The sequence below is a fragment of the Klebsiella indica genome (assembly GCF_005860775.1).
GTDB classification, from domain to species: domain Bacteria; phylum Pseudomonadota; class Gammaproteobacteria; order Enterobacterales; family Enterobacteriaceae; genus Klebsiella; species Klebsiella indica.
Genome location: NZ_VCHQ01000017.1, coordinates 146,177 through 166,706 on the forward strand (window position 1 = coordinate 146,177; position 20,530 = coordinate 166,706).

At 49.7% G+C, this 20,530-nt stretch carries 17 protein-coding genes; 7 read left to right on the forward strand and 10 right to left on the reverse strand.

The features are described 5' to 3' along the window. Positions 1–14 precede the first annotated feature (14 nt). The gene (gene metC / locus FE839_RS14100; protein ID WP_138361437.1) at positions 15–1,196 is read right to left on the reverse strand and encodes a cystathionine beta-lyase; all 1,182 of its coding nucleotides are present in this window, start codon (positions 1,194–1,196) and stop codon (positions 15–17) included. Positions 1,197–1,207: 11 nt separating this feature from the next. Beyond that, a complete protein-coding gene (locus FE839_RS14105) occupies positions 1,208–2,488 on the reverse strand; it encodes an amino acid permease (protein WP_138361438.1) in 1,281 nt (426 codons plus the stop codon). 271 nt (positions 2,489–2,759) lie between these two features. Between FE839_RS14105 and FE839_RS14110 the strand changes: the two genes are divergently transcribed. Continuing rightward, positions 2,760–3,725, forward strand: a complete 966-nt coding sequence (locus FE839_RS14110) for a LysR family transcriptional regulator (protein ID WP_138361439.1) — start codon at positions 2,760–2,762, stop codon at positions 3,723–3,725. 404 nt (positions 3,726–4,129) lie between these two features. Here the strand turns inward: FE839_RS14110 and FE839_RS14115 are convergent, their stop codons facing one another. The 3 genes from FE839_RS14115 to FE839_RS14125 all read right to left on the reverse strand — a co-directional run bounded on the left by FE839_RS14115 (position 4,130) and on the right by FE839_RS14125 (position 7,935). After that, entirely contained in the window at positions 4,130–5,455 is a 1,326-nt protein-coding gene (locus tag FE839_RS14115) for a 6-phospho-alpha-glucosidase (protein ID WP_138361440.1), read from the reverse strand. A gap of 13 nt (positions 5,456–5,468) precedes the next feature. Further along, the gene (locus FE839_RS14120) at positions 5,469–7,076 is read right to left on the reverse strand and encodes a PTS transporter subunit EIIC (RefSeq protein ID WP_138361441.1); all 1,608 of its coding nucleotides are present in this window, start codon (positions 7,074–7,076) and stop codon (positions 5,469–5,471) included. Between the two features lie 124 nt (positions 7,077–7,200). Beyond that, a complete protein-coding gene (locus FE839_RS14125; protein ID WP_138361442.1) occupies positions 7,201–7,935 on the reverse strand; it encodes a GntR family transcriptional regulator in 735 nt (244 codons plus the stop codon). A 575-nt stretch (positions 7,936–8,510) separates the two neighbouring features. Here FE839_RS14125 and ypdK point away from each other — a divergent pair. After that, the gene (gene ypdK / locus FE839_RS14130; protein WP_077777854.1) at positions 8,511–8,582 is read left to right on the forward strand and encodes a membrane protein YpdK; all 72 of its coding nucleotides are present in this window, start codon (positions 8,511–8,513) and stop codon (positions 8,580–8,582) included. Between the two features lie 44 nt (positions 8,583–8,626). Here the strand turns inward: ypdK and alaC are convergent, their stop codons facing one another. After that, entirely contained in the window at positions 8,627–9,862 is a 1,236-nt protein-coding gene (alaC, locus tag FE839_RS14135; RefSeq protein ID WP_138361443.1) for an alanine transaminase, read from the reverse strand. A 397-nt stretch (positions 9,863–10,259) separates the two neighbouring features. On the opposite strand from alaC, the gene FE839_RS14140 reads away from it, so the two are divergent. Together FE839_RS14140 and FE839_RS14145 are read left to right on the forward strand one after the other, a co-directional pair. After that, on the forward strand, positions 10,260–11,933 hold the full coding sequence (locus FE839_RS14140) for a sensor histidine kinase (protein ID WP_171034887.1): 1,674 nt from the start codon (positions 10,260–10,262) through the stop codon (positions 11,931–11,933). Positions 11,934–11,950: 17 nt separating this feature from the next. Then, entirely contained in the window at positions 11,951–12,694 is a 744-nt protein-coding gene (locus tag FE839_RS14145) for a LytR/AlgR family response regulator transcription factor (protein WP_138361445.1), read from the forward strand. Positions 12,695–12,721: 27 nt separating this feature from the next. Here the strand turns inward: FE839_RS14145 and glk are convergent, their stop codons facing one another. Continuing rightward, positions 12,722–13,687: a glucokinase gene (gene glk / locus FE839_RS14150; protein ID WP_138361446.1), complete on the reverse strand. Its 966-nt coding sequence runs from the start codon at positions 13,685–13,687 to the stop codon at positions 12,722–12,724. 250 nt (positions 13,688–13,937) lie between these two features. Here glk and FE839_RS14155 point away from each other — a divergent pair, with 250 nt between their 5' ends. Together FE839_RS14155 and FE839_RS14160 are read left to right on the forward strand one after the other, a co-directional pair. Beyond that, positions 13,938–15,173, forward strand: coding sequence for an ion channel protein (locus tag FE839_RS14155; RefSeq protein ID WP_138361447.1), 1,236 nt, complete (start codon positions 13,938–13,940; stop codon positions 15,171–15,173). Between the two features lie 229 nt (positions 15,174–15,402). Further along, positions 15,403–15,738 carry a DUF2502 domain-containing protein gene (locus FE839_RS14160; protein ID WP_138361448.1) on the forward strand — a complete coding sequence of 112 codons (336 nt, stop codon included), beginning with the start codon at positions 15,403–15,405 and terminating at the stop codon, positions 15,736–15,738. A gap of 135 nt (positions 15,739–15,873) precedes the next feature. Here FE839_RS14160 and FE839_RS14165 read toward each other — a convergent pair whose 3' ends face one another. Together FE839_RS14165 and tnpA are read right to left on the reverse strand one after the other, a co-directional pair. Beyond that, positions 15,874–17,202 carry an IS4 family transposase gene (locus FE839_RS14165; protein ID WP_138361449.1) on the reverse strand — a complete coding sequence of 443 codons (1,329 nt, stop codon included), beginning with the start codon at positions 17,200–17,202 and terminating at the stop codon, positions 15,874–15,876. Positions 17,203–17,324: 122 nt separating this feature from the next. Continuing rightward, on the reverse strand, positions 17,325–17,741 hold the full coding sequence (gene tnpA / locus FE839_RS14170) for an IS200/IS605 family transposase (protein ID WP_138361450.1): 417 nt from the start codon (positions 17,739–17,741) through the stop codon (positions 17,325–17,327). 22 nt (positions 17,742–17,763) lie between these two features. Between tnpA and FE839_RS14175 the strand changes: the two genes are divergently transcribed. Then, positions 17,764–18,972, forward strand: coding sequence for an RNA-guided endonuclease InsQ/TnpB family protein (locus FE839_RS14175; protein ID WP_138361451.1), 1,209 nt, complete (start codon positions 17,764–17,766; stop codon positions 18,970–18,972). A 45-nt stretch (positions 18,973–19,017) separates the two neighbouring features. On the opposite strand, the gene FE839_RS14180 is transcribed toward FE839_RS14175, so the two are convergent. After that, positions 19,018–20,253, reverse strand: a complete 1,236-nt coding sequence (locus FE839_RS14180; protein WP_138361452.1) for an Nramp family divalent metal transporter — start codon at positions 20,251–20,253, stop codon at positions 19,018–19,020. Between the last annotated feature and the right edge of the window lie 277 nt (positions 20,254–20,530).

Genomic DNA, 20,530 nt, shown 5'->3' on the forward strand with positions numbered 1-20,530 from the left:
GTGAGGGGAATAAATTACCGGTTAGACAAACGCTTCAGACCTTCTTTTAAGTCATATTTCAGGTCGTCCATATCTTCCAGACCAATCTGCAGTCGTAGCGTCATCCCCTCCGGTTTCCATGCCGTTGCCGTTCGGTATTCCGCACAATTAAAAGGAATGATGAGACTTTCAAATCCGCCCCAGGAAAACCCCATACAAAAAATGCGCATGTTATCAAGCATGTCATCAACATTATCCTGGTTGAAGCGGGCATTAAGTACAATGGAGAAAAGGCCTGTTGAACCGGTAAAATACTTTTTCCAGTTTTCATGGCCTGGGCAGTCTTCAAACGCCGGATGCAGCACCCTGCTGACTTCTGGTTGACGCTTTAACCAGTCAGCCATTTCCAGACCACGAGCTTCCGCCTCTTTTACCCTCAGATGCATAGTTCGCAACCCACGTAACGCCAGAAAACAGTCTTCAGCACCTGGCAGCATCGCCATCGCATCATACGTTTTACGTAATGCCGGCCAGTGAGAATCATTCGCAGACACTAACCCCATCAGCAAATCGGAATGACCGCTGAGATATTTCGTGCCGGCCTCGACGGACAAATCAATGCCATGCGCATGCGCGTTGAAAAACAGAGGCGTGGCCCAGGTATTATCAATTATCGTGCTGATATTGTGTCGTTTAGCCACCGCGACAATCGCCCCGATGTCCTGCACCTCAAAACTTTGCGACCCCGGACATTCAAGCAGGATTACGCGGGTATTTTCCTGGATGAGCGCTTCGATATCCGTTCCGATCAGGGGATCGTAGTACGTTACGGAAACGCCATATTTCGACAGCAGCGTGTTACAGAAATTGCGGGTTGGTCGGTACACGGAATCCGTCACCAGAATATGATCGCCCGCACTGGTGACAGAGAATAGCGCCAGCGCCAGTGCGCCAAGACCGGATGGAGAAAGAACCGTCCCGGCTGAATCACAAAGCGAGGACCAGGCCATTTCTAAATTTTCAATCGTGGGCGTACCGGATGTGCCGTAAGAAAAGCGGGCTCTTTTATGTCGGATATCATCACAGCTTTTGTAGACCACTGTCGACCCGCGATATACAGGCGCATTGACAAATCCGTTCTGTTCATCAGGGTTTCGTCCCAACATTGCTAGTTGTGTACTCATCTTGAATTTTTTCAGTTCTGCATTGTGTTTCATCAGATAGCCTTCTACTCAAATAATTTGAAAAAAGGTGACAGGCAGAGCAACAGTCCCGTTCCTGAGATAAACAGGACCCGCCAGGAATAATATTTTTTAAGCTGTGGGACTTTAAACACCAGATAGCATGGAATAATACACGAAACAATTCCATAAACCGGCGCCCCTATCTGTTGTAACAGCAGAACAGGAAAGTGTGTGAGTACCCATGCCCATAGCAGAAGAACAATAAAGACTGAAACGCCGATACTCACAGCAGTTTCATTAATTGCCTTTTCATCGATAAACCGGGACAGTACATTGACCACTATTCCTTTCATCGCCTCCTGAAAACCGAGGAAAATGCCAAAAAAGGCCGTCACGATAGCGAAAATATTCAGCAGGATAGACATCACTCTCACCATTTCCCCAGGAATAACTTTTGCAACAATGGCCATTGCGGAAATATTATTTTGAGCTGCCTCAACCGCCTGCTCATGGCTCAGGGAAAAGGTAAACGAAAACGCGAAGAAAAGCACAGAGCAAACGAGTATTCCATAAGCTATCCGACTCGCTCTTAACGCTCGCAGAGTGGCAATTTTAGGATCTGCTTCTACTTTCCTGAACGCGACATTCATCGGACTAAGAATCTGAACAAAAAGGATAGAGAACAATGTAAAAGGCAGCGTCAGAACAGTACCTGTCAGGAGTTCTCCAACAGGCGGCAAATTGCTAATGTTGCGCATATCCCAGTGCGGAATCATTACCATACCTAACAGCACAACCACCGCCAGTTTTACCACCACCATCGGGCCTGAAACTTTGAAAAGTAATTTCTCACCTTGCGCCGCAATGCTTACCAGTAAGGCCAGGACCACCAGCCCATACCACCACTTATCCGACAGCATCTCCGAGGTCACGCCAAATGTCTGGAGATACGATGCACTGTCAAATGTTGCTGCAAGTGAATAGGTTAACATCCCTTTAAGCAACATAATAAAATACGTCACACCGAGGAAAAACCCCCAATTCTTACCTAAATAATAGGTAATAACACCAGAGTAATCCTTACATTCCGGGCTTTGTGATAAAGTTTTAAGGTAAAGCGACTGCATCATATAGAGTGCAGGATAGGCAATCAGAACCGATAAGGAAAAGACCCAAATTCCTTTTAAACCAATCTGTACAGGCAGAAAAATAATCCCACCACCAATGGCCATACCAATACAAAGAATAATCCATCCGACATCATACGTTGTAAAAGGTATTTTCTGTGAAATCATTCCTTCTGAAATATCAGCGTTATTATTCATGATGTTACCATTATGTTAGTTAAACAAGAAACATCTACATTTCTACATAACCACAGCGAATTATTTAGTGCTAATAACAAAACAGGATTTTGTGATCGGAATGGAATAATTATATTATTGTTGAATAACATACAACTCATTAGTGAATTAAAGAGAATAATATCGCCAGGATAAAATAACTTTCTGTTTTGTGATTTCTCAATCATTTAACAACATTGCGTAATTAATGATTTTTGATACACTCAATCACAGGAAAGAGGAGGATCACAATGTGTTAAACTCAGGTACATTAAGTCAGTTAAGCGTCTTTGTGAGGATCGCCGAAACAAGGAGTTTCACCAAAGCCGCCAGAGAACTGGGGCTATCTCGTTCAGCGGTCAGCAAAAGTCTGTCAAAACTCGAAGAACAACTGGGTACCCAGTTAATACAAAGAACAACCAGAAATATCTTTATTACCGAGCACGGTGAGGCCGTTTTTAATCGCGCGATTACTCTGCTGGAAGAATGCGAAGATATGTTTTCAAAAGTTCGTAGTTATTCTGAGCCGGAGGGACATCTGAAGCTATCCTGCTCGGTAGCCTATGGTTCAAAAGTTCTTCCGGATCTGATTACAGCTTATCAGATGAAATATCCCCGTGTGAAATTCCATATTGATTTGAATGACAACATAATCAATTTATCAGAAACCAATTTTGATATGGTATTGAGGATAACCCGGAAACTCACTGAAACGGAATGCCACACTTATATCGGAGAAATTAACTGGATATATTGTTGCTCCCCTCAATATCTCTCCGGAAAACCCGCAATAAAAACGCCTAATGATTTGACCCAACATCGCTGCATCACCAATCTGGTTATGTCCTACCATGATAACTGGGTATTTTCAGGTGGCAACGGAGAGATCATGGTTCCCGTTGATTCAGTTATAACCTCTAATTCCAGCCTGACGTTATTAAGTATATTGCTAAATCATAATGGTGTTTCATGCATTCCAGATTACCTGGCTTCTTTATATATTAAAAAAGGCGCACTGGTTCATATACTGCCAGAGTATCACGCAGGACTTTCTCATTATTTATATGCAATCAGAAAGAGAACAAGATATATTAATCCATTAACAATGACATTCATTGAGCATCTCAAAAAAGAATTAACCACACCAGATAAACGCCCCAATAATGACGTTAATGATTTACCGACAGAAACACGTTTTCTCAGACGTAAAATGGATTAAAAACCTGATTCCCGAAGTAGCGTCTTCCCTGGCGCTGACTGCCATAGTTCATCAGTATGAAATATACTATAAGCTGTAGTTTCAATGTTTTTCTTTAATTGATGATGCACGAAACGTTACATTTTATTCTCCGGGCCATGTGCCTTCACTCATTTTTCCGTTATCCTGAAGCTGAACGCCCCAGATAACTGACAAAACTCAGTTACAAGGAAATCCAGCTGATTGATTTCGGCTGATACTCATCAGGATGGGGAAAACGTGTTTCCTCCTCTTTAGAGCCTATCCCACCAGGCGTTATTGGCGCAGGCAGCTTGAGCACTGCCCAGGTTCAAAATGACAAGCAAAATAGCCCTAATGGGATAGGCTCTTAGCAATAAGCACAGAAGTCCGCAGGCCCAGTTCGCTTATTTTAATTCCGGCCAATACTCTCTGTTAGCCTCAATTAATGCATCGAGTACTTTACGCGCTTTTTTAGCATCAATAATCGTCCGGTTTAACGTCAGCGCCTGGAGAGCTTTGGCATAGGATCCTTCAAACCAGGCTTCCACCGTCAGGCGTTCATAAGCAAATTGCTGTTCGATCATCCCTTTGTAGAACGTCGGGATTTTCCCCACGCCATACGGACGAGGACCGTTGCAGCCGACTTCAGCCGTTAGCTCAACCATGACATCGTCATCCAGGTTCTCGACCAGGCCGTTGTTCGGCACCATAACGATGAATTTCTTTTTCAGGTTAAACGCGATAGCTTCCGCCAGCTCAACGATCATGTCGCCATGCGCGTCATTATGCACAACATGCACATTTCGTGTTGTCCCTTCCGCGACCGCCGTGCGACACTCTTCAAAGACTCTTTTTTCCCGACCATTGATCACTTCATTGGCACGGGTGAAGTTCGGATCGAGTCTGGAGAATTTATACTCCGGATAGAGATAGTATTGCAGATAGGTGTTGGGCAGATAATCCGGGAAATCGCGCAGCATATCCGCCACCAGCGCGTAAGTATCCAGCCACGACTGGTCACGTTGCTCAGCATCAGCCGGTATAAAACCATTCTTCGCGATATAGGCCTTCAACTCAGGAACCAGATCGTAGCCATTTTCGTCGTACAGGTGGGTAAACCAGCCGAAATGATTAAGACCGAAATAGACCGGGTCAAAAGTCCCCGGATCACGCCCTAACAGGCGACCGTATGAACGAAGCAGGTTAACGGGCTGGTCGCAAATATTCAGAATACGGTCATCATCCGGGAAACGTTTGTTGAGCGCATCAGCTACAATTGCCGCCGGGTTGGTGTAGTTCAGGATCCAGGCATTCGGTGAACGGGAGCGAACCTTTTCCACCAGCGCAATCATGTCGCGAATAGAGCGCATACCATAAGCAAACCCACCCGCACCACAGGTCTCCTGGCCAATCACACCCAGGCTCAGCGGAATTTTTTCGTCTTTCTCACGCATGGCATACCCGCCAGTGCGCATCTGGCAAAAGATAAAATCCATATCGCTGAACGCCACATTTTCATCCCCGGTATACATAAACTCCAGCTCCGGGTACTCTTCACGAAACAACACCCTGGCATATTCGCCAATCACCTTCTGGCGTTCTTCATTCACATCGAACATCACCAGTTTCTTTAACGGCAGACGCATTTTCAGTTTACATAACGCCTTTAATAAACCCGGCGTCCATGTAGACCCTCCGCCAACCAATACAATATTAAATGCAGTTTTCATATCATTCGTTCTCTTATTGCGTCTGTTGAACAAGTAAATTTTGCTTCACCGCACTGGCGATCCCTTCCACCTGCGGACCGTAAATAACCTGAATATCAGTGTCGGTTGCACGAATAAAACCATTGGCGCCGCTTTGTTTTAAAATGTCTTCGTCAATTTTCTGCATATCTTTAATTTTTACGCGCAAACGCGTGAAGCAGCAGTCGACATTCTGGATATTTTCTCGCCCTCCCAGACCGGCGATAATTTTTGCCGTAACCAGATTATCCTGCGTAGACTCCACGCGATAATGGTTGACCGCCTCATCCTCTTCGCGCCCCGGCGTTCTGGTATTGGTGCGCACAATGATCCATTTGAAGACGAAGTAATAGACCGGAGCCCAAATACATCCCAGTAACAAATCAAACCACCAGAGTGTTTTCGCGCCGCCCAACACGCCAAAAACCATAAAATCAATAAAACCGCCCTGTATATTGCCAATCATCACCTGAAAAAGCTGAGCGCAGGCAAAAGAGAGCCCCGTCATCACGGCATGAAATAAGAACAGCAGCGGCGAGACAAAAATAAAGCTGAATTCCAGGGGTTCGGTGATCCCGGTAGTGAAAGAGGCCAGCGCCCCCGCCATCATTAACGCTTTAACCCGTTGTTTGTGCTCTGGTCGCGCACAGCGATAAATCGCCAGTGCCGCCCCAGGGAGACCAAACATCATCACCGGAATTTTCCCTTGCGCCAGAAAGCGAGTCGCCTCACGCACAATATCATCGGATAGCGCACCAGGATGGGCCAGTGCATAATTGAAGATAGAGAGTGCGCCAATCACGCTTTCATTATTGACATGCACCACGCCACCTATCGGAGTGAAACGAACCGTCTCGTTGAGGATATGGTGCAAACCTGTTGGGATCAGAATACGCTCGGTAAAGGCATAAACAAATGTGCCAAAAGGGCCAGATTCACCAATAAACTGTCCCAGATGGATAATTGCGTTAGCAATGATCGGCCAGACCAACGACATTAACACACCAATAACTGGCAGCACGATAATAGTAATAATAGGAACAAAACGGCGGCCACCAAAATAGGCGATGGCCGCCGGGAGTTTAATCGTATAAAAGCGATTGTGCAGAATAACGGTGACCAGGCCGGCAATAACGCCCCCCAGCACACTCATCTGATAAGAAAAAATACCTAACGTATTGGCGAATTCAGCAGAATACATTACCGCCTGCGTCTGGCTATATCCCTTTTCCATGAAGGCAGCGACAGACGTTGTTTGTGGGGTAAGACCTTGCGCCAACAGGCTGTAATTCACACCGATGTGAAAAGTAATAAATCCAATGACGGCAGCAAATGCGGCCGTCGGTTTTTCATCCCGCGCCAGGCCAATAGCGGCAGCAATCGCAAAAAGTAACGGCAGATTACCAAATAATGCCCCGGCAACTTTACGGATGAAACCGATAATCTGCTGCATCACGTCAGCATGAATAATACCTTCCCCCACGATGCTCGGATTTTGTAATGCCGCTGCCAGGCCGAGAAATATCCCAGCGGCAGCAATCACGGAAATCGGCATCATTAATGCCTTTCCCAGATCCTGTAGAAACTCACCCGGTCGACTCATTGTTATTTTCCTTTAGGGCACTGGCTGAACATGAGACTGAGTATAGCGAGATACAATGTATAGTTGTCTAGCCCACCAAAGTCAAAACGCGGCAAGGATCACAAAGTTAAACCTTTTTATCCGATTACGGACGTACGGCGGTCAGGGTAAAACGGTAGTGTTGCTGGTTATAGTAAATTTCAGAGATCTCGAACGGAATGTCGTCATGAAGGAACGCCAGCGAGGTGGAATGGAGAACCGGTTCATCGCGTTTAATCCCCAGCATGTCGCGCACCTGCTGAGAAGGGAGTTCCGCATGGATCTCTTTTTCCGAGCGCGCAACGGTAAACCCCTTCCGGCTGATATAGGCATATTTAGAGCTATTCAGATCTTCCGCGCTTAAATCGTCGAAGGGTTCGGTAATCATCCACGATTGCTCGAAGACAAATGGAATCTCTCCCAGCAGGCGCAGACGTTGCATAAACCACACGTCGCTGTCAGGAGCAAGACGCAGTTTATCCGCAATATCCCGCGAGGCGGGCTGGCGATCGAGGTAAATCAGGCGGTTTACTACCGGTTCATCCAGACCCAACGTTGCTTCGCTGGAAGAGAGATGCCTGTCGAGTGGCAGAGAAATGCGCACATTTTTACCCGTCTGCACGACAAAGGTTCCCTGACCCCGACGACGCTCCACTTTGCCCTGACGTACCAGGTAATCCACTGCTTTTCGCGCGGTCATTCGGGATATCGCAAACTGCTGGCAAAGTTCACTTTCTGAGGGAATTGCGTCGCCGGGTTTCAGCGAACCGGAAGTAATCTGGCCGATAAGATATTGTTCAAGCTGCAAATAGACGGGTACGGTTGAATATTTATCGATCATTGGCGCAATTCCTTGTTTCACCCAGGTATGGTAGCGACAGCGGAGCAAAGTGACAATGTTTGTGCTTAGTTACGGCGAAATTCCCCGGCAAACGACATTGCCGCTCATCACTCACGCGGAGTGATGCCGGTAAACATCAGGTACATCCGCCGAATACAGGCGTGCTGTCCGCAAGAGCGGCCATATCCAAATTTACCAACTCGCTTCAGGCACCTTCCCTGTCGCAGGGTCCGTTTTTCACTACTCTCTTTTTGGCAGAAAAAAGTCCAAAATCAAATGACTATATATGACATGGAATTCGTGTCGAACAGCGTCGCCAAAAGTGAATTTAATACCAAATGAAATTAATGTGTCGCCGAATCACGACACTTATAAGTAACTAAAAATTAATAAAAAAATGGCCCTTGTCTCCCTCATTTTTTAGGCGTACATTAGCGCCATCTGGACCAGTCAGAACACAAAATTTGCAACGACCGCCGACAGTAAAATGTTGCATTGCTGTTAGCGTTGGTTGGGTAAGTAATGAAAATTAAATTCATTTAAGGCGTCTCGTTGAGCGCGCGGAGTGATGAGTCGTGAAATACTTTTTAATGGGCATTTCTTTTATGGTCATCGTTTGGGCCGGTACGTTCGCCCTGATGATCTAAGCATAACGGTGTAAAAAAACGGGAGCCAGCAGGCTCCCGTTTTTCTATTCATGGCTTTCAGTCGTCAATTTCGACGCGGGAAGAAGCCCATCGGCGCGGAACATTGATTTAATGCCGCGTACGGCCTGGCGGATACGATCGCGGTTTTCAATTAAAGCAAAGCGCACATGGGTATCGCCATAATCGCCAAAGCCAATACCCGGTGAAACGCAGACTTTGGCGTCCTGCAGCAGCTTTTTCGCAAACTCCAGTGACCCCATCGCCGCATATGGCTCCGGGATCTTAGCCCAGACGTACATCGAAGCCTTCGGACACTCCACCATCCAGCCCGCTTCATGTAGTCCTTTAACCAGTACATCGCGGCGGCGTTTATACTGCTCCGCAATATCGCGAACGCACTGCTGATCGCCTTCCAGCGCAGCAATTGCCGCCACCTGCAGAGGCGTGAAAGTGCCGTAATCGTGATAGCTTTTTATACGCGCCAGCGCGTTAACCAGGGTTTTGTTGCCGACCATAAAGCCAATGCGCCAGCCTGCCATATTGTAGCTTTTCGAAAGCGTAAAGAATTCGACGGCAACATCGCGCGCGCCAGGGACCTGCATAATCGACGGCGCTTTCCAGCCATCGTAAACAATGTCGGCATAGGCCAGATCGTGCACCACCAGCACGTCATAACGCTTCGCCAGGGCGACAACCTTCTCGAAAAACGCCAGCTCAACGCACTGGGACGTGGGGTTGGACGGAAAACCGAGGATCATCATTTTCGGTTTCGGGTAACTTTCACGAATGGCCCGCTCAAGCTCGTTGAAGAAATCCACGCCCTCAACCAGCGGTACCGAACGCACCTGGGCTCCGGCAATGACCGCACCGTAAATATGAATCGGATAGCTCGGATTGGGCACCAGGACGGTATCGCCATGATCCAGGGTAGCCAGCATCAGATGCGCCAGCCCCTCTTTCGAACCAATAGTCACAATCGCTTCCGATTCCGGATCGATATCAACGTTATAACGCTCCTGATACCAGCGTGAAATCGCACGGCGCAGGCGCGGGATACCACGGGAAGTGGAGTAACCGTGGGTGTCGGGCCGCTGGGCAACAGTACAAAGTTTCTCAACGATATGCGGCGGCGTCGCGCCATCAGGGTTACCCATGCTGAAATCGATAATGTCTTCGCCACGGCGACGCGCAGCCATTTTCAGTTCAGCAGTGATATTAAAAACATACGGGGGGAGACGATCGATACGCGTGAAACGGCGTTCAGGACTGAATTCAGCCATAGATTCCTCGGATTAACGTTAGCGCCCGGACCGTCCGAGCGACGCTGCCGCGCTTGCGGCATGTTTAGAAAATAACCCGAAAAAATTCATGCTGTCGAGAGGAGAGATAAAAAATAATTGCCGGTGGCAAAACAGGAATTAAATCGGCTAAATACGGCAGAACGTATCTCAGGATACCTGTGTGCAATGAAAAAAATTAACACATTGATATCTTTTGCTTTACTTAAACGCCCTGTCATCAGCAAACGCTGTTGAATCTCAGTTTGTTGCCGTCAATCCCCTTTTATTTATAGGGTATTTCCCTATTCATACCTGCGGCTGGCCTTCTGCCGCGAGGTTTTCTATCATAGCCCTTTCTTGCGATTAACGCGGCGTATCCATGCACGAAATATTTAACATGCTGCTGGCGGTTTATGACCGCGCAGCACTCATGCTGATTTGCCTCTTTTTTCTTATTCGACTGCGCCTTTTTCGTGAATTGCTGCATAAATCCGCGCATACGCCGAAAGAGCTGTTGGCAGTAACCGCTATCTTCTCCCTGTTCGCCCTGTTCAGTACATGGTCTGGCGTACCGGTGGAAGGATCGCTGGTCAATGTGCGAGTGATTGCCGTGATGTCCAGCGGGATCCTTTTCGGCCCCTGGGTCGGGGCAATTGTGGGTATGATTGCCGGCGTGCATCGCTATCTCATTGATATCGATGGCGTCACCGCCGTACCCTGCTTTATTACCAGTATTGTCGCGGGCCTGCTCTCCGGGTTTATCAGTCGTAAAGTCCCTAAAGCGCAACACTGGAAAGCCGGGATCCTCGCCGGGATGCTGTGCGAGACGTTGACCATGATCCTGGTGGTGCTGTGGGCGCCTTCGCTCTCGCTGGGGATCGACATTGTGTCGAAAATTGGTATCCCGATGATCCTCGGCAGCGTTTGTATCGGCTTTATCATTCTGCTGGTACAGAGCGTTGAGGGTGAAAAAGAGGCCAGCGCGGCGCGTCAGGCAAAACTGGCGCTTGATATCGCCAACAAAACGCTGCCGCTGTTTCGCCACGTGAATAGCGAATCCTTGCGTCAGGTATGCGACATCATCCGCCGTGATATCAATGCCGATGCCGTGGCAATGACCAATACCCAGCATGTTATGGCCTATGTTGGCGTAGGGGAAATTAACTACCGCGATAACGATGACTTTATTAGCCCGACGACGCAACAGGCGATTCGCTATGGAAAAATCATTATTAAAAACAATGATGAAGCCCACAGAACGCCGGAAATACACTCCATGCTGGTCATCCCTCTATGGGAGAAAGGCGTCGTCACCGGTACGCTAAAAATCTATTACTGCCACGCGCACCGCATTACCTCTTCGCTGCAGGAAATGGCGGTTGGCCTGTCGCAAATTATCTCTACTCAACTGGAAGTTTCCCGTGCCGAACAACTTCGTGAAATGGCTAACAAAGCTGAATTGCGCGCGCTGCAAAGCAAAATCAATCCCCACTTTTTATTTAACGCCCTGAACGCGATTTCGTCGTCGATTCGTCTGAATCCCGACACCGCGCGTCAGTTGATTTTTAATTTGTCGCGCTATTTACGCTATAACATTGAGTTAAAAGATGATGAGCAGATAGATATCAAGAGAGAGCTGTATCAGATCAAGGACTACATCGCCATCGAGCAGGCTCGTTTCGGCGATAAGCTGACGGTGATTTATGATATTGATGATGACGTCAACTGTATGATCCCCAGCCTGCTTATCCAGCCACTGGTGGAGAATGCGATTGTCCATGGGATCCAACCCTGCAAAGGTAAAGGCGTGGTCACCATCGGTATTAATGAGTGCGGAAATCGGGTGCGAATTAGCGTTCGTGATACAGGAAATGGTATTGATCCGGCAGTAGTGGCAAGAGTGGGGGCCGATGAAATGCCAGGTAACAAAATTGGTTTACTGAATGTTCATCACCGGGTCAAACTACTGTACGGCGAAGGCCTGCATATCCGACGTCTGACGCCAGGTACCGAGATTGCTTTCTATGTGCCAAACCAACATGCGCCTTTGGCGGCGACGGAATCCCGGTAGTCATGAGCGGAGATAAAATGAAAGTCATTATTGTTGAAGATGAGATTCTCGCGCAACAAGAGTTGACCTGGTTGATTAACACCCATAGTCAAATGGAAATTGTCGGCACCTTTGATGATGGGCTGGATGTGCTAAAGTTTTTACAGCACAACAAGGTCGATGCTATTTTTCTCGACATCAATATCCCCTCCCTGGATGGCGTTCTGCTGGCGCAAAATATCAGCCAGTTCGCGCATAAACCCTTTATCGTCTTTATCACCGCATGGAAAGAGCATGCGGTGGAGGCCTTTGAACTGGAGGCATTCGATTACATCCTTAAGCCTTACGAAGAGTCGCGCATCATCAATATGCTGAAAAAGCTGACTAACGCCTGGCAGCAGCAACAGCAGACCAGCGTCGGTAGCGGGATGGTCGCCAACCCGACGCGGGAAAACGACACCATCAATTTAATTAAAGATGAACGAATTATCGTCACCAGCATCCACGATATTTACTACGCGGAAGCGCATGAAAAGATGACCTTCGTCTATACCCGGCGGGAATCGTTCGTCATGCCGATGAATATTACAGAGTTTTGCAGCAAACTCCCGCCTGCGCACTTCTTCCGCTGCCATCGCTCGTATTGCGTCAACCTGGATAAAATTCGTGAAATTGAACCCTGGTTTAATAACACCTATATTCTGCGGCTTCGGGATCTCGAGTTTCAGGTTCCGGTCAGCCGCAGCAAAGTGAAAGAGTTTCGCCAGCTCATGCATTTGTAGCGAAATAACCCCGCATCAAAGCCGGCGTCAGAGCACCAGGCCCAACGTCTGACGCAAGTGGGCGCCGGAGCCCAGCAGCCCGGGGTTATCGTGCACAATCAAATACACCGGGATATCCTGCACGAAATCTTTAAAACGGCCCTTATCCTCAAACCCGCCACGGAAACCGGATGCTTTAAAGAAGTCGAGGAAGCGTGGCACGATACCGCCAGCGATATACACGCCGCCAAACGTGCCAAGATTCAGCGCCAGATTACCGCCGAAGCGGCCCATAATGACGCAAAACAATGACAGTGCGCGACGACAATCAATACAGCTATCAGCCAGTGCGCGCTCGGTCACATCCTTAGGCTGCAGATTTTCCGGCAGACGCCCATCGGATTTAACAATCGCATGATAGAGATTCACCAGCCCCGGGCCGGATAGCACACGTTCAGCAGAAACGTGCCCCAGCTCTTTACGCAACTGCTGCAGAATAATGTCCTCTTCTTCGCTATTCGGCGCGAAATCAACATGGCCGCCCTCACCCGGCAGGCTCACCCAGCGCTTATCCACATGCACCAGATGGGCTACGCCCAGCCCGGTGCCCGCACCATAGACAGCAATAGGTTTACCTTCTACCGGCGCCGTACCGCCAAACTGAATCAGATGTTCCGCTTTCAGCATCGGAATCGCCATCGACACCGCGGTGAAATCGTTAATGATTTCCAGATGCGAGAACCCCAGGCGCTTTTTCATCTCCGCGATGGAAAAGGCCCAGCTGTGGTTAGTCATCGCCACCCAATCCCCGGTGATCGGGCAGGCGATAGCGATGCAGCCGTCCTCCACCTTGACATCATGCTCTGCCAGATAGACCCGAATAACGGCTTCAAGATCTGGATAATCGAGCCCGGAATAAGTCCTGGCGCCGGAGATCTCCCCGCTCGCGATATCACACAATGCCAGACGGGCATTGGTTCCGCCAACATCGCCTACTAAAGCAAATTTTGTCATTCCGTTACGGCTCCGCTAAAGTCAAAATAATTATTTTGGCACACTGTAAATTTATGACGTCTTAACAACAATGACCAACGCATAAGTGCCCCTGGTTTAGCGACATGAGTCACAGTTGAACTGTAATTTGTGAAATATTGTGCAGGGTGCTCTCTGCACAATCACCAGGCTCTGTCTTTACTTTATCGTTTCAGCCTTATTGGTGTCGATGCCCTCGCAGCGTCAAAGCCAACTCAAAAGGATACGTTTCATGTTGCATCCACGTGCCCGAACGATGCTATTGCTATCGATACCTGCAATCATTATTGGTATCGCTTGCGGTCTGGTATTGATTGCGGTGATGAAAATGGCGTCGGTATTACAGAATATTCTGTGGTTCAGCCTGCCCGGAAGCTTAGGTATCCCTGCCAGTAGCCCATTCTGGACGATAGCCCTCCTCACCGCTACCGGCATCGCCGTCGGCCTGTTGGTCCGTTTTAGCCCCGGTCACGCGGGGCCAGACCCGGCAACAGAGTCATTAATTGGCGCCCCCGTCAGCACCAGCGCGCTGCCGGGCGTACTCGCTGCGCTGGTATTAGGCCTTGCCGGTGGCGTTAGCCTCGGACCCGAACATCCGATTATGGTGCTCAATATCGCGCTGGTGGTCGCGACGGGTAGCCGCTTATTCCCGCGCGTCAGCACGCTGGACTGGACGATCCTCGCGGCATCCGGCACGATCGGCGCGCTGTTTGGCGTCCCGGTGGCCGCAGCGCTCATCTTTGCGCAAACGCTGAATAGCGACAACGATGTGCCATTATGGGACAGGTTATTTGCCCCGCTGCTCGCCGCATCAGCGGGTTCTTTAACCACAATGTTATTTTTTCACCCCCGCTTTTCACTGCCCATTCCCGCTTACTCTCGGCTGCACCTCGTAGACATTTTTAGCGGCGCCGTCGTTACGCTTATTGCGATTGCCGTCGGTATGGTCGGCGTCTGGTGCTTGCCGCGTTTACACGCGCTAATGCAAACCCTGAAAAATCCGATACTGGCCCTGGGTATCGGCGGCTTTTTATTGGGGGTACTTGGCGTCATTGGCGGACCTGTCACACTGTTTACAGGGCTGGATGAAATGCACCAGTTGGTTTTTAACCAGACATTAACCGCCAACGATTTACTGCTTATTGCTCTGGTCAAGCTGGCGGCGCTGGTGGTGGCTGCCGCCAGCGGCTTTCGGGGCGGTCGAATATTCCCGGCGGTGTTCGTCGGCGTCGCACTCGGCCTGATGCTGCATACGCATGTGAATGCGGTCCCGGCCGCAATCACCGTCTCCTGCGCGATTCTCGGACTGATGCTGGTGGTGACGCGTGATGGCTGGTTGAGCTTGTTTATGGCCGCCGTCGTGGTGCCGGATGCCACCCTACTCCCGTTGCTGTGTATCGTTATGCTTCCGGCCTGGCTGCTACTGGCCGGAAAACCGCTGATGCTCGCCAGACGGCGCAATAACTAAACACGATGATTTCGCTGTTTACGATAGCAGATTTCAGCGCGATACCAGGGCTGCGGATCTCCAGAACGAAACGGGCAAAAAGCGGGCGAACGTTGTCGCCATCTATACGTTAACTTAACAAAACGTGCTCCCACTAACGATTTAAGAGTCCCCCGATGCGACGGAGCTTTACCGCTCCGTAATATCCGGGCAAAGGCCAATAATGGCCCCGATCGTGAAGGAGAAGAGTATGTTCAGGTCACTGATTCTGGCTACGGTGCTACTGGCTTCGGCCCCATGGGCTGTAAATGCCGGGGAAATCACCCTGTTGCCATCAATAAAATTGCAAATCGGCGATCGCGACAATTATGGCCATTACTGGGACGGCCACGGCTGGCGTGACCGAGATTACTGGCGCAGACACTATGAATGGCGCAATAACCGCTGGTATCGCCACGACAATGGCTGGCATCGTGGCTGGGATAAACGCGCGGCTTACGAGCGTGGATATCGTGAAGGCTGGAACGATCGCCATAACCGACGCGGCGGCTGGGAAGATGGGCCAGGGGATCGCTGGCATCCTTAATCGCAAAGGCATCCTCTGCCATTTTTCTTACGTCTGAGGTGTGTCAGCACTCAGAGGGGAACCAGATGGTTCCCCACTCTATATTTTATCTGTAGCGCCGTAAAACCCCATCCTTCAGGGCGTAATGCCTGTCAGTTAAGCAACTGACTGGCCCTTTTTAGAGGCTGTGGGGTATCTCCATGGCCTTTCCTTTACCACTCTCGGGAAGGCCCTTTCCCTTCTTGTCGGTAATTTTACCAACTGCCCCATACTCTCCAGATCACGCATCAGCTCCGGGATACGGCCCGGTGAAGCGCCCTGCAACGTCATCAGCATTCTCATCACCATTCCACATGATTCTGAGAAGCTCAGCTGATTCGGCCAGTATCCTTTCAGATGTCCCGCCATCTTAATCATCTGATATCTCACCAGATTATAAGCCAGTAAGACACCCCACAGTTCCTGCTCCACAAGCGCCGGCTTTTTACTTCTCAGCGTCAGCCTGCTCAGCTGCATCGTCTGTTTTATCTCCCTGTATCCCAGCTCTATTTCCCAGCGATGGCTGTACAGGTCTGCCATTTCTCCTCCGGGATAACGCATGGCGTCCGTCATCGACGTCAGAAGATGGTAGACTTTTCCTTTGCGCGTCACGGTCAGCAGTCGCGCGGTCATCTCATTCCCCAGACCCGGCCACTTTTTTCGGGCCTGTGGACTGGTTTTCAGCGTGACCAGGTGGTCACCCTTGCCCAGTTTTCTGATCTCTTCATACTGCGCACCTTTTCTGAGCGGGATCATCCAGTGGCGGTGTTCTCCCGCCTGGCTCCAGGCATTTAACAGTCCCAGTGAGTAATAACCTTTATCCATTAACGTCAGGGTGTTATCGCCGGTCTGCTCTATAAGCTGCTCAGCAAGCTCATTTTCGCTGTTTTTCATCGTACCGAAGGCTGCTGCCGTCAGCAGATGGCTGGTCAGCTCCATCTGACAGACCATTTTGACCTGCGGGTAGAGTGCCGGGTTCCCGCCATGAGTCTGGCGGGGGAAGGCGGCATCGTTTTCAGGCGTATCCGGTGTTCGCCAGAACACACCATCGATGGCCAGCAGGGTCAGGCCACACCAGTGCGGATGCGGTGTGGTGTTATGCCAGAGCTGCGCTGTTTGCGTGAACACACGGCGGACGGCCTCGCTGCCCAGCCGCTGACGGGCCTGGATCACTGCGCTGGGTGCGACAAAGGGGCGACTGCCCGGCAGCATGATATCCAGCCGGTTCACGATCTGGTGAAGGGGTTCCTTACGTTCAAGCGCCATGCCGACGATGCACCAGACCATCATTTCCAGCGGCAGACGGCGTTTGCGCAGGGTGACCGTGCCGGACTCTTCAAGACAGCGAGAGATGAGTTCCGGGTCGAGATAATCTCCCAGAGAAGTCAGTGGGTTACGCAGGGAATCGTAACGGGATACCAGATCAAGGGCCTGTCCAATGTGCATAAAAAAATCCGGAAACGGGTGAGCATTTCCGGATTTTTACACAGCCACTGGATCGGTCAACCGATCCTTAACTGATCGGCATTACATCCTTCAGGGCGGGGATATAAGGCGTGGTTTTTAAACTAGCCAGGTGTTTCCTGTTGCTCAATGTACTGGCGAATAATGGATATTGGTGCACCACCACAACTCCCTGCGAAATAACTTGGTGTCCAAAGAACCCCTTTGTAGTAATAACGCTGCGCAATGTCAGGACGATCCCGTCGAAGCAATCGACTCGAAACTCCTTTGAGGCTGTTAACCAGATTTGATACTGCGATCTTTGGCGGGTAGTTGATCAGTAAATGCACGTGATCGCATTCTCCGTCCATCTCAACCAACTCAACATCAAAATCAGCACAGACGCTGGCAAAGTAGCTACGCAGTTTTTCAATCGCATCCTGATCAAATATTTTTCGCCTGTATTTTGTGACAAAGACCAAATGAACATGCATCAGGAATACACAATGTCTGCCACGGCGAATATCGGTTTCATTTTTCATAGACCAAAGTATAATAGGTGAAATGAAACGCCTACAAGCTTTTAAATTCCAGTTAAGACCAAATGGTCAGCAGGAGCGTGATATGTTGCGCTTCGCTGGGGCTTGTCGTTTTGTTTTCAATCGGGCGTTAGCACTTCAGAATGAGAATCGCGAAGCAGGGAACAAATACATTCTCTATACAAAGATGGCTTCATGGCTCATTGAGTGGAAATCTGACACAGAGACACAATGGCTGAAAAAAGCCCCATCACAGCCGTTACAGCAATCACTGAAAGACCTTGAGCGAGCCTACAAAAATTTCTTTCAGAAACGGGCTGCTTTCCCCCGCTTCAAAAAACGGGGTCAAAATGACGCATTCCGCTACCCGCAGGGCGTGAAGCTCGATCAGCCCAACAATCGAATATCGTTGCCAAAGTTAGGGTGGATACGCTATCGCAACAGCCGTGAAGTCATTGGTGAAGTGAAAAACGTCACGGTCAGCCAGTCATGCGGCAAATGGTACGTCAGTATCCAGACAGAATACGAAGTGGCTGATCCGGTTCACAACGCAGAGTCAATGGTCGGACTGGATGCCGGAGTCACAAAACTCGCCACACTTTCAGATGGCACGGTATATCAGCCCGTCAACAGCTTTAAAGCAAGCCAGCGTAAGCTGGCAATGCTCCAGCGACAATTAAGCCGCAAAGAAAAGTTCAGCGCAAACTGGCAGAAACAGAAGCGAAAAATCCAGCGTCTTCATTCGCACATTGCCAATATCCGGCGGAACTACCTTCACAAAGTCACCACTGAAATCAGCAAAAATCACGCAATGATCGTCATTGAGGACTTGAAGGTCAGTAACATGTCGAAATCGGCAAAAGGTACGTCAGAACAGCACGGGCGAAACGTCAAAGCCAAATCAGGTTTGAACCGTTCGATACTGGATCAGGGCTGGTACGAAATGCGCCGTCAACTTGAATACAAGCAGCTTTGGCGCGGCGGTCAGGTGTTGGCAGTCCCTCCGGCATATACCAGTCAGCGGTGTGCCTGCTGTGGTCATACAGCGAAAGAAAATCGCCAGTTACAAAGTAAATTTGAGTGCCTTGAATGCGGATATATCGAAAATGCCGATATCAATGGGGCACGTAACATCTTAGCGGCTGGACATGCCGTGCTTGCCTGTGGAGGGAGGGTGCAGTCAGACCGCCCGTTGAAGCAGGAACCCACCGAGGCGAGTCAGGCTACGGTCTGAACGCTGTAGGAATCCTCGCCCTTTAGGGCGGGGAGGATGTCAAGACTAACCAGATATCGTGCCGACAATCAGCCAACCGTTGAGCACCACCACGATCGCGACGATCGTCCATCCCAGCAGTTTCAGCCAACGGGCATTAACTAAGTCGCCCATCAGCTGCGAATTGCTGGTGAAGATAAGCAGCGGCACCAGCGCCAGAGCGATACCGAAACTCAGTAATACCTGGCTCATAACCAGAATGCGTGTCGGATCCAGTCCCATCAGGATGACAATAAATGACGGCAGCATCGTCACCGTCCGGCGAAACCAGAGTGGTATATGGAAGCGGATAAAACCTTGCATGACCACCTGCCCCGCCAGCGTCCCCACCACAGTGGACGACAAACCGGCGGCCATCAGACTAAGGCCAAAGATGGTCGCCGCCGCCTGACTCAACAAAGGTTCCAGAGTCAGGTAAGCCTGATCGAGGTCGGCAATACCGCTGTGGCCGCTGAAATGAAAGGCCGCGGCAGCGGTCGCCATCATCGCCAGGTTAACAAAACCAGCGATAGTCATGGCAACCGCCACATCCCAGCGCGTGGCGTTGTAGCGTTCTTTACGCGTCCCGCCGCGCAAATCCTGAGTTAGCGAAGAATGCAGGTAGATAACATGCGGCATGATCGTCGCCCCCAACACCCCGGCGGCAAGAAAAACCGCTTCCTGGGTCGGCAGCGACGGAATAAGCATCCCCTTCGCCAGCGGCGCCATCGCCGGTTGAGAGAAGATGAGTTCGACCACATATGCCGCGGCGACAAACAGCAGCAGTCCACCGATCGCTTTTTCCAGCGGTTTTTGACCACGACGCTGTAACATCAGAATCAGGAAGGTCGCAATCCCTGTCAATACGGCACCCTGAAGTAATGACACGCCGAACACCATCTTAAATCCAATGGCCGCACCGACAAACTCAGCAAGGTCGGTGGCCATGGCGATGATTTCCGCCTGCACCCAGTAAAACCACACCACCGGACGCGGATAGTGATCACGAATTTGCTCCGCCAGATTTTTACCGGTGGCAATACCCAGCTTTGCCGACATGACCTGAATCAGCATCGCCATCAGATTTGCCCAGACCACAACCCACAGAAGTTGATAACCAAAGCTGGCCCCGGCCTGGATATTGGTGGCGAAATTACCCGGATCGATATAGCCAATGGCAGCAATGAACGCAGGCCCCATCAGGGCGAGCTTAATCTTGCGCGCTGCGCGACCACTGCTATTCTCAACGCGACTGCTTGTCATTTTCTGCCTCTGAAAATATAGCCTTTGCTATGTTTCATGCTATCAAAGTGCGAATGATTATCAAGTTCATTTGTAAAGGTGATAATGATTACTGTGATAGGGGGGAGCAATAGCGGGCCAATAACGGAAAACTGAGGTTGATAAACGTTGCTTTATCTCACCGTCATCAGAATAGTACATCGGTGCAACTTTTAAAACCTTTACGCAACATAACAAAAATCAATGATCGATCACTATTCTTTCCCTTCTTCACATATCCTTGCAATAATGTGCTCTG